At 69.5% G+C, this 7,856-nt stretch carries 7 protein-coding genes; 3 read left to right on the plus strand and 4 right to left on the minus strand.

All coding sequences use genetic code 11. The annotated features are described in order from the left end of the window. The first annotated feature begins 99 nt into the window (after positions 1–99). A complete protein-coding gene (locus KF689_01245; GenBank protein ID MBX3131996.1) occupies positions 100–1,260 on the plus strand; it encodes a hypothetical protein in 1,161 nt (386 codons plus the stop codon). Positions 1,261–1,269: 9 nt separating this feature from the next. On the opposite strand, the gene KF689_01250 is transcribed toward KF689_01245, so the two are convergent. Genes KF689_01250 through KF689_01265 form a run of 4 tightly spaced genes read right to left on the minus strand, consistent with a single transcriptional unit; the run spans position 1,270 to position 4,243 of the window. After that, positions 1,270–1,806, minus strand: coding sequence for a hypothetical protein (locus KF689_01250; GenBank protein MBX3131997.1), 537 nt, complete (start codon positions 1,804–1,806; stop codon positions 1,270–1,272). Further along, the gene (locus KF689_01255; GenBank protein ID MBX3131998.1) at positions 1,803–3,260 is read right to left on the minus strand and encodes a beta-lactamase family protein; all 1,458 of its coding nucleotides are present in this window, start codon (positions 3,258–3,260) and stop codon (positions 1,803–1,805) included. The genes KF689_01250 and KF689_01255 overlap by 4 nt, the downstream gene beginning before the upstream one ends. Further along, on the minus strand, positions 3,250–3,462 hold the full coding sequence (locus KF689_01260) for a hypothetical protein (GenBank protein MBX3131999.1): 213 nt from the start codon (positions 3,460–3,462) through the stop codon (positions 3,250–3,252). The genes KF689_01255 and KF689_01260 overlap by 11 nt, the downstream gene beginning before the upstream one ends. 7 nt (positions 3,463–3,469) lie before the next feature. Next, complete coding sequence (locus KF689_01265) at positions 3,470–4,243, minus strand: SPFH domain-containing protein (protein MBX3132000.1); 774 nt, start codon at positions 4,241–4,243, stop codon at positions 3,470–3,472. A gap of 328 nt (positions 4,244–4,571) precedes the next feature. On the opposite strand from KF689_01265, the gene KF689_01270 reads away from it, so the two are divergent. Then, positions 4,572–6,230, plus strand: a complete 1,659-nt coding sequence (locus KF689_01270; GenBank protein ID MBX3132001.1) for a serine/threonine protein kinase — start codon at positions 4,572–4,574, stop codon at positions 6,228–6,230. Beyond that, positions 6,230–7,852 (plus strand): hypothetical protein, encoded by a 1,623-nt coding sequence (locus tag KF689_01275; protein ID MBX3132002.1) that lies wholly within the window; start codon positions 6,230–6,232, stop codon positions 7,850–7,852. Before KF689_01270 ends, KF689_01275 begins: the two co-directional genes overlap by 1 nt. Positions 7,853–7,856 lie beyond the last annotated feature (4 nt).

The raw sequence follows: 7,856 nt of genomic DNA on the forward strand, positions 1-7,856 counted from the left end.
GGCGTTTCGTGATGATTCGCCCGGCGGGTCGCGCGTCGTAAGGACCTGGTGCTAACATTGCCGCCCTGGCGCCGTCATACGCGCCGGACCCGCCAGCCGATGCCGCCAATCCCACTCGCCCTCCCGACCACACTGTTGCTGCTCTGCGCCTGTGCCGATGCGGTCACGGTCGGCGCGCCGGATCCCTACGCCGAGGTGCGGCTCGCGTTGACGGTCGATCCCGATGCGCTGCCGCAGTACAGCCAGAACCTGCCCGCGTACTACACGCCTGGCCTGCTGGCCCGCGAGGACCGCACGCCGCTCACGAACCCGACCACCAACGCCGGTGCGACGCTCGGCCGCGTGCTGTTCTTCGACCGCAACCTCAGCCGCACGCGGAATGTCTCCTGCGCGAGTTGCCACGATCAGGCGCTGGCCTTCGGCGACAGCGCGCAGTTCTCACTCGGCATCGATGGGGTGAGCCGCACCGCGGCCCACTCGATGCGGCTGGGAAACGCGCGCTTCAACGAGAGCGCGAGCTACTTCTGGGATCGCCGCGCGCCGACGCTGGAGGCGCAGGCGACGCAGCCGGTGCAGGATGCCGTCGAGATGGGCTTCGATGCCGCGCACGGCGGGATGTCGGCCGTCATCGCGCGGCTCGACTCGCTGGCCTACTACCCGCCGCTCTTCCGGCTCGCCTTCGGTACGGCTGAGATCGCCGAGACGCGGGTGCAGCGCGCGCTCGCGCAATACATCCGGAGCATCGTGGCGGTGGCGTCGCGTTGGGATGCGGCCTTCGCCCTCGTACCCGCGCCGCCGCCCGGGCAACCGCCGAACTTCCTCGCGCCGCTGGCAGGCTTCACCGCTGCCGAGACGCGCGGGCAAGAACTGTTTTTCCGCCCCAAGCCGCAGGGCGGTCTTGGCTGCCAGGGCTGTCACGCTGCGCCGAGCTTCTCGTTGGTGCAGAACTCCAATTCCAACGGCCTCGATGCCGGCGAGACGCGCATCTTCCGGGCGCCGTCGCTCAAGGATGTCGGGCGCTCCGCGCGTTTTATGCACGACGGACGGTTCACGAGTCTCACGCAGGTGGTCGACTTCTATCTCGACGGCGTGCAAGCGGGCCCGGCACTCGACACACGCCTGATGGGGCCGGGCGGGGAGCCGCAGCGCATCAACCTCTCGCCGACGGACCGCGCGGCGCTGGTGGCGTTCCTGCGCACGCTCGACGACCAAGCATTGCCGTCGGACCCGCGCTTCAGCGATCCGTTCCGCCGCCCGTAGACGCCGCCGCTACGCCGCCGGCGACCCCGCCGCCTTCCAGCGCCGTTCGGCGTCCTCAATGGCCGTGCTCACCTTGCTCGTGAGCCACAGCGCCAACGGCGTGATCATCACCGTCCCGACGATCAGTCCGGCCGTCCAGCCTTGCATCCGCTCGCCGAGCGCGGCGCGCCAGAGCATCAGTTGCACCGTGACCATCACCGCCATCGTGCAGACGGCGATGGCATCGAGCGTCATCTGCATCGACGGCACGACGCTCCTGCGGTAGCTCGGCGGCAACTTCATCAGGCGGTCCTTGTCCGGCACATTGAACAGGTCCGGGCGCCGCGGCAGCAGCCAGATGCTTACCCAACTGAGCAGCAGTTGCATCGCGCCGGCGATCATCGGCAGGAGCAACCAGCCGCCGAGCGTGGTCGGCACCGAGCGCGTGACCTTCCCCGAGGCCCCGATGTGCCGCGGGATCTCGTCGGGCAAGCCAGCGAATGTCCCGAGCGCCAGCACCAGCATCCCCAGCCACAGCGCCCAGGGCAGCAGGCGCAGGAGCATCATCGCGCAAGCTCCACGCGTGGGATGGCTCGGAGTCCCTGCGAGAGGAACTCCACGCGACCCTCGGCGTTGCGGACCAGCACCAGCGTCAGGGGCTGCGCGCCTGGTACCGGCGGCGTGATGCGCATTCGGTCGGCACCGATGAGCCGCACCGGCATCCGGAGGCCGTTCTGCAGGAAGGTCAGGCTGTCGCCTTCGTTGAGGATCTCGATGTTCTGCCGGCCGACGCGGTACCGTCCCGCGATCTGCGTGCGCTCGGTCGCGTTCGCGACGCGCGGCTCGGCCGGCGTGCTCGGCGGGGGCGGCGTCTCGCCGCTGACCGCCGCATACACGAGGCTCTCGATGCCGTTCAGCGGCGCACCACCGCGGTTGTCGTGCACGACGATCGCCAGCTCGAGGTCCGGATACATCGTGAGCATCGCATCGAAGCCGTTGATGGCGCCCCCGTGCCGCCACGCACGGCGTCCCGGTCGACCGGAGACCATCAGGCCGAAGGCGTACTGCGCCGCCGTGTCACCCGGGATCGGCGCGACGCCGGTCGTCAGCAGGCGCACGGCCTCAGGCGACAGCACGCGCGTGCCGTCGAGCATCCCCTCGGCCATCACGGCAATCGCGAAGCGCGCCATATCCTGCGCGCTGGCCATCAGGAAGCCAGCGGCCCATTGCGCGGTGTTCTCGGTGAACGGCCGCACGAGGCCGGCCGCCTGGTCGGGCGGGCCGACGTGGCCCTGCGAGAAGTCGCGCGTCATCGCGTGCAGCGGACGGAACGTCGCGTACGGCATTCCCATCGGCCGCAGGATCATCGACTCGGCGAGCGAACCGTAGCGCTGCTGACCGGCCCGCTCGATGACATAGCCCGCCATCGAGAACCCGGGGTTCGAATACGAGACGATGCGGCCCGGGTCGGTGAGGAACAGCGTATCGCTGACCTCGTCCATCACCTCGCCCAGCGCCCCCTCGCCCATCCGGCCGTATGGGACGGCATTGTCGATCCAGCCGGCGGTGTGCGAGAGCAGTTGCCGCGTCGTCACCGTCCCCACCTCGCGCCCGTCGAGCTGCGTCACGTAGCGCGAGATCGGTGCGTTCAGGTCCAGCGTGCCGCGCGCGGACATCTCGGCCGCCATCGCGCCGGTGATCATCTTGGTGACGCTGCCCACGCGGAACAGCGTCTGCGGCGTGACGGGCCGCGCTGTCTCTGCGTCGGCGACGCCGTAGCCCTTGCTGAAGATGACGCGGCCGCGATGCGCCACCGCCACCTGCGCGCCGGGCGTGCGGGTGCGCTCGAGCTCGGCGCGCACGAGTGAATCCAGCCGCGCCTCCCAGGTCGGCGGCGAAACCGGCGCCTGCGCACCGGCAGCGAAGGCCAACAGCGCGAGGCCCCCGAACAGCAGCGCGGTCATCACGACCAATGCCCGCAGCAGCGCCACGACGCCGTGTCGCGCGATCTTATGCATCATCTCTATCCTCTCCATCGGTAGGCTGTTGGCTTCCGTCTTCCGTCATCCGTCCGCCGTCCGCGCGTCCCGCGCGCCTCAACGCGTCCCGCAGCACGAACTCAATCTGCCCGTTCACCGACCGCAGCTCGTCGCCCGCCCACCGCTGGTACTGTTCCAGCAGTGTGCGGTCGACGCGCAGCAGGAAGGGCTTCTTCTCGGCCACGACGCGCTCAGGTGTACAGCGAGCCGGTGTTCACCACAGGCTGCGTCGCGTGATCCGAGCAGAGCACCACGAGCAGGTTGCTCACCATCGCCGCCTTGCGCTCGTTGTCGAGCGTGACGATCTGCTTCTCGTTGAGCATTCCCAGGGCCATCTCCACCATCCCCACCGCGCCCTCGACGATCTTCTGCCGCGCCGAGATGATGGCGCTGGCCTGCTGCCGCTGCAGCATCGCTGCGGCGATCTCGGGCGAGTACGCGAGGTGGCTGATGCGCGCCTCCACGACCTGCACACCGGCCTTCATCAGGCGGTCCACCAGCGCCTTCTCCAACGCGGCCGAGACCTCATCCGTGTTCTGCGAGAGCGAGAGCTCGCCCGGCGTGTGCGAATCGTAGGCGTAGTTCACCGCCACGCCGCGCAGCGCCGATTCGCTCTGCACCTCCACGTAGCGCGCGTAGTCATCGACCTCGAACAGTGCCTCGGCGGAATCCACGACCTTCCAGACCACGATTGCCGCGATCTCGATCGGGTTGGAGTGGTTGTCGTTCACCTTGAGCTTGGCCGTCTCGAAGTTGCGCACACGCAGCGAGATCGACTGCTTGGTGAGGAAGGGATTGGCCCACCAGAAGCCGTCCTTGCGCACCGTGCCCTTGTAGGTGCCGAAGAGCACCAAGGCCTTGGCCTCGTTGGGGTGCACGATGAACAGTCCGCCGAGCATCACGAGCGCGACGATCGCTCCGAGGATGTTCAGCAGGCCGGCCAGCTCGCGGCCCGACTGGAACATCTGGATCGCCACATAGCCGAGCGCGAGGATAGTGAGCAGACCGACGAGCAGGACCACGAGACCGTTGCTGGCTGAGTAGGGCTTTTCGACGTACACGGGGGTGTCTCCGTCAGGGGTGATGGCGTAATGATATCACTTCGGTAGCAATGTCGCAAGAGGGGGATGCAAGTCGCATTAAAGGGGTGTCCCCACGCGTTGCGGTTGAGCCCGGGTGTCTGGATATTAGACGCGACTCTTCAGGCCCCGGACCGGGGCATATCTAATGATTTGCGTTCATTGCAGCACGCCCGTCGCGGACGAGGCGAAGTTCTGTCATTCCTGTGGATCAATGGTCTCGGACGCCGAAGGTCAGGCGGCCGCGACGGCGTCTATGGACCAGTCGGCGTTCGCGCATATGGAGAAGATGCTGCGCGACGAGACCAAGGGTGAGTACACGGTCGGCAAGATGCTCGGGCGCGGCGGTATGGCCGTGGTGTACCTGGCGGAGGAAACGCGTCTGGGGCGCAAGGTCGCGCTCAAGGTGCTGCCGCCGGAACTGACCTTCGGGCACGGCGTGGACCGATTCCTGCGCGAGGCGAAGACCGCCGCGACGCTGGACCACCCGAATATCATCCCGATCTACCGCATCGCCAGCGGCGGCAAGCTGTTCTGGTACGCGATGAAGTTCCTCGAGGGCAAGTCGCTCGAGGACGTGTTGCGCGAGCGCGGTGCGTACTCGGTGGACGAGACGATCGAGTTGCTGGAACAGGTGGCCGACGCGCTGGACTACGCGCACGAGCACCAGGTCATCCACCGTGACATCAAGCCGGCCAACGTGATGCTTGATTCGCGCAACCGCGTGATCATCACGGACTTCGGCATCGCCAAGGCGCTGAGCGAAGGCGCGCTGACGGCATCGGGCTCGGTGATCGGGACGCCGTACTTTATGAGCCCCGAGCAGGGGATGGGCAAGCCGGTGAGCGGCGCCGCCGACCAGTACTCGGTGGCGGTGATGGCCTTCCGGATGCTCGCGGGCCACATCCCCTTCGACGGGGACTCGGCGATCGACATCCTGCACAAGCACTGTATGATGGATCCGCCGCGGCTCGAGGAGAGCGCGCCGCACGTGCCGCGCCACGTCTGCGATGCCGTCGACAAGGCGCTGTCGAAGAAGGCGGACGACCGCTTCCCGAACATCCGCGCCTTCGTGCGGGCGATGAAGGATCCCACGGTGAAGTACACGCGCCCGAGTGCACGCACCGAGGTGATCGACACCAACGAACTCGAGAAGAAGAACAGCGGCCCGCGGCCCAAGGTCGTGCCGCGCGCCGGAGCGGCCGACAAGACGGTCGTGGCGGGCGCCGCCGTGCGTCCGGCCGCCGCGGCGCCGGCCAAGAGCAACGCGGCGATGTATGCGGTGATCGCGTTGGTCGTGCTTGGCGGCGGTGGCTTCGGGGCGTGGAAGTTCCTCGGCTCGTCGTCAGCGCCGGCCTCGCAGGTCGTGGCGGATGCGCCGCCGACGACGCCGACCGACGCCGGGGCGAGCAGCTCCGGCAGCCAGCCGCCCGCGAGCACGCCGACGCCGGAACCGGAGCCCGTGACGCCGGATGCCGCGCCCACCAAGAGCGCCGCACCGCCGCCGCAGACGACCCCGCGCCAGACCGCGCAGCCGTCGGCTCCGCAGACACGGCCGCAGACGCCGCCGACGCAGCAGACGCCCATCCAGCAGACGCCGGTGCAGCAGACTCCGGCGCCGGCACCGTCCACGCCCGCCGCGGCGCCCGCCGCCGGTGGTCCGGGCACGCTGCAGATCATCCTCACCACGCCTGGCAAGCTGAGCATCGACGGCGTGGACAAGGGTGAACGTGCCCGCTACTCCGAGCCGCTCTCGGCCGGCGACCATCTCCTGCGCGTCGAGCGCGACGGCTTTGTGACCAAGGACACTGTCGTCACCGTGCGCGCCGGCGAAACTGTCCGCGTCACCCTCTCGCTGACCCCCCGCCCCTGATGCGACTCTTCAAGATCCTGGCGCCGCTGGTTGGCGCCTTGTTGCTGTCCGTGCCGGCCTCGCTCGAGGCGCAGTCGCGTTCGGCGTTGCTGCAGCAAGCGACAGCCGCCCTCGACGACTTCGATGCGCCGCGCGCGATCCGCCTCGCGCGCGCCGCCTTGGACCCCTCGCTCGGTCCGCTCGACGCCGACTGGGCGCGCGGCGTGCACGTGCTCACGCAGATCTTGATCGAAGAGCAGCAGCCGGAGCTGGCGCAGACCTGGGCGCGCTGGGCCCTGCGCCTCGAGCCGGAGATGCCAATCGACTCGGTGGCGTTCCTGACGAACGTCGTGACGATGCTGCGCGAGGCCCGCGATGCGGCGCCGCGCTCGGCCGCCGACGAGGCGACGCGCGCGCGTTATGAATGGCCCGGGGTCACCTCCACCGCCACGGAAGCGCGGTTTCGCATCGCCAGCGGCGGTCCCGCCGTGACCGTGCTCGTGCGCGGCGTCGGCCTCGTGGGGCCGCAAGGCCTCGCCGTGCCGCCGGGCAGCTATGAACTCGAAGTCAGCGCCACGGGCTTCCTGCCGCTGCGCGTCACGCGCGAGGCGTTGCCCGGCGTCGCGATGGAGTTCTCGTTCACGCTGACCTCCGCCGCCGCGGCCGCCGCAACGCTCGGCGCCGAGGTGCAGTCGCGCCTGACCCGCGCGACGGTTCCGCTGCAGGTGACGCGCTTCGGAGGCCAGCAGGCCTGCGCCGCCGGCCTCGCCTCCGGCGGGGAGCGGCTCGTGCTCACGTCGTACAGCGCCATCCGCGGCGCCGACGCCGTCGCCGCCAATGGCGAAGTGCGCGTCGCCGCCTGGGACGTGGCAGCCAATCTCGCCGTACTCGTGCTGCCGGCCAATGCGCCGGAGCAGTTGCCCGCGACCAGCAGCGTGATCGACGGACAGTCCCTCTGGGGCGTGACCTTGGCGGAGTGTCGCACGGTCGCTCCGGCGGAGCGCGTGCTGCTCTCGCAGTGGCCGGAGCGCCCGCTCGGTCCGCTGGAGCTCGCCAACGCCCCGGCCGCCGCGGTCGGTTCGCCGCTCGTGGACTATCAGGGCAACATCGCCGGCGTCTGGATCGGTGGTGGCCGTGCCGCGCCGATGGGCGTGGTGGAGCCGCTGATCGCGAAGGCCAAGGAGAACATCGCCGGCCAGCGAACGCTGACGCCGCAGCAGGTGGCGACGCAGGAGAACCATCGCTTCGGCTCCGTGATCATCGCGGTCGACGTACCCAACGCCACGCTGCGCGTGGTGCCAATCGAAGCCTGGCACTGGGAGGAGCTGCGCGCCGAAGGCCCCGCACCGCTGACCTTCCGTGGCGCGGCCGGTCGCTATCGCGTGGAGGCCAGCGCGCCCGGCGTCACCGCGCGCACGCAGGAAGTGACCATCCGCGCCGGTGAGACGCTGCGTTCTTCCATTTCGCTGCGCGCGGTGGCGCAGGGCGGCGCGCCCACGCAGCCCGCGGCGCGCAAGGGCTTGCCGAAGTGGGTCTGGGCGGTGGCCATCGGCGGTGCCGTCGGTGGGGCGCTGGCGTTGGGCGGTGGCGGTGGAGGCGGTAGTTCGGGTGGGACGATCGTGATCGAGGTGCCCAACCCGTGAGCGT

Source organism: Gemmatimonadaceae bacterium, from assembly GCA_019637355.1.
Taxonomy (GTDB): domain Bacteria; phylum Gemmatimonadota; class Gemmatimonadetes; order Gemmatimonadales; family Gemmatimonadaceae; genus Pseudogemmatithrix.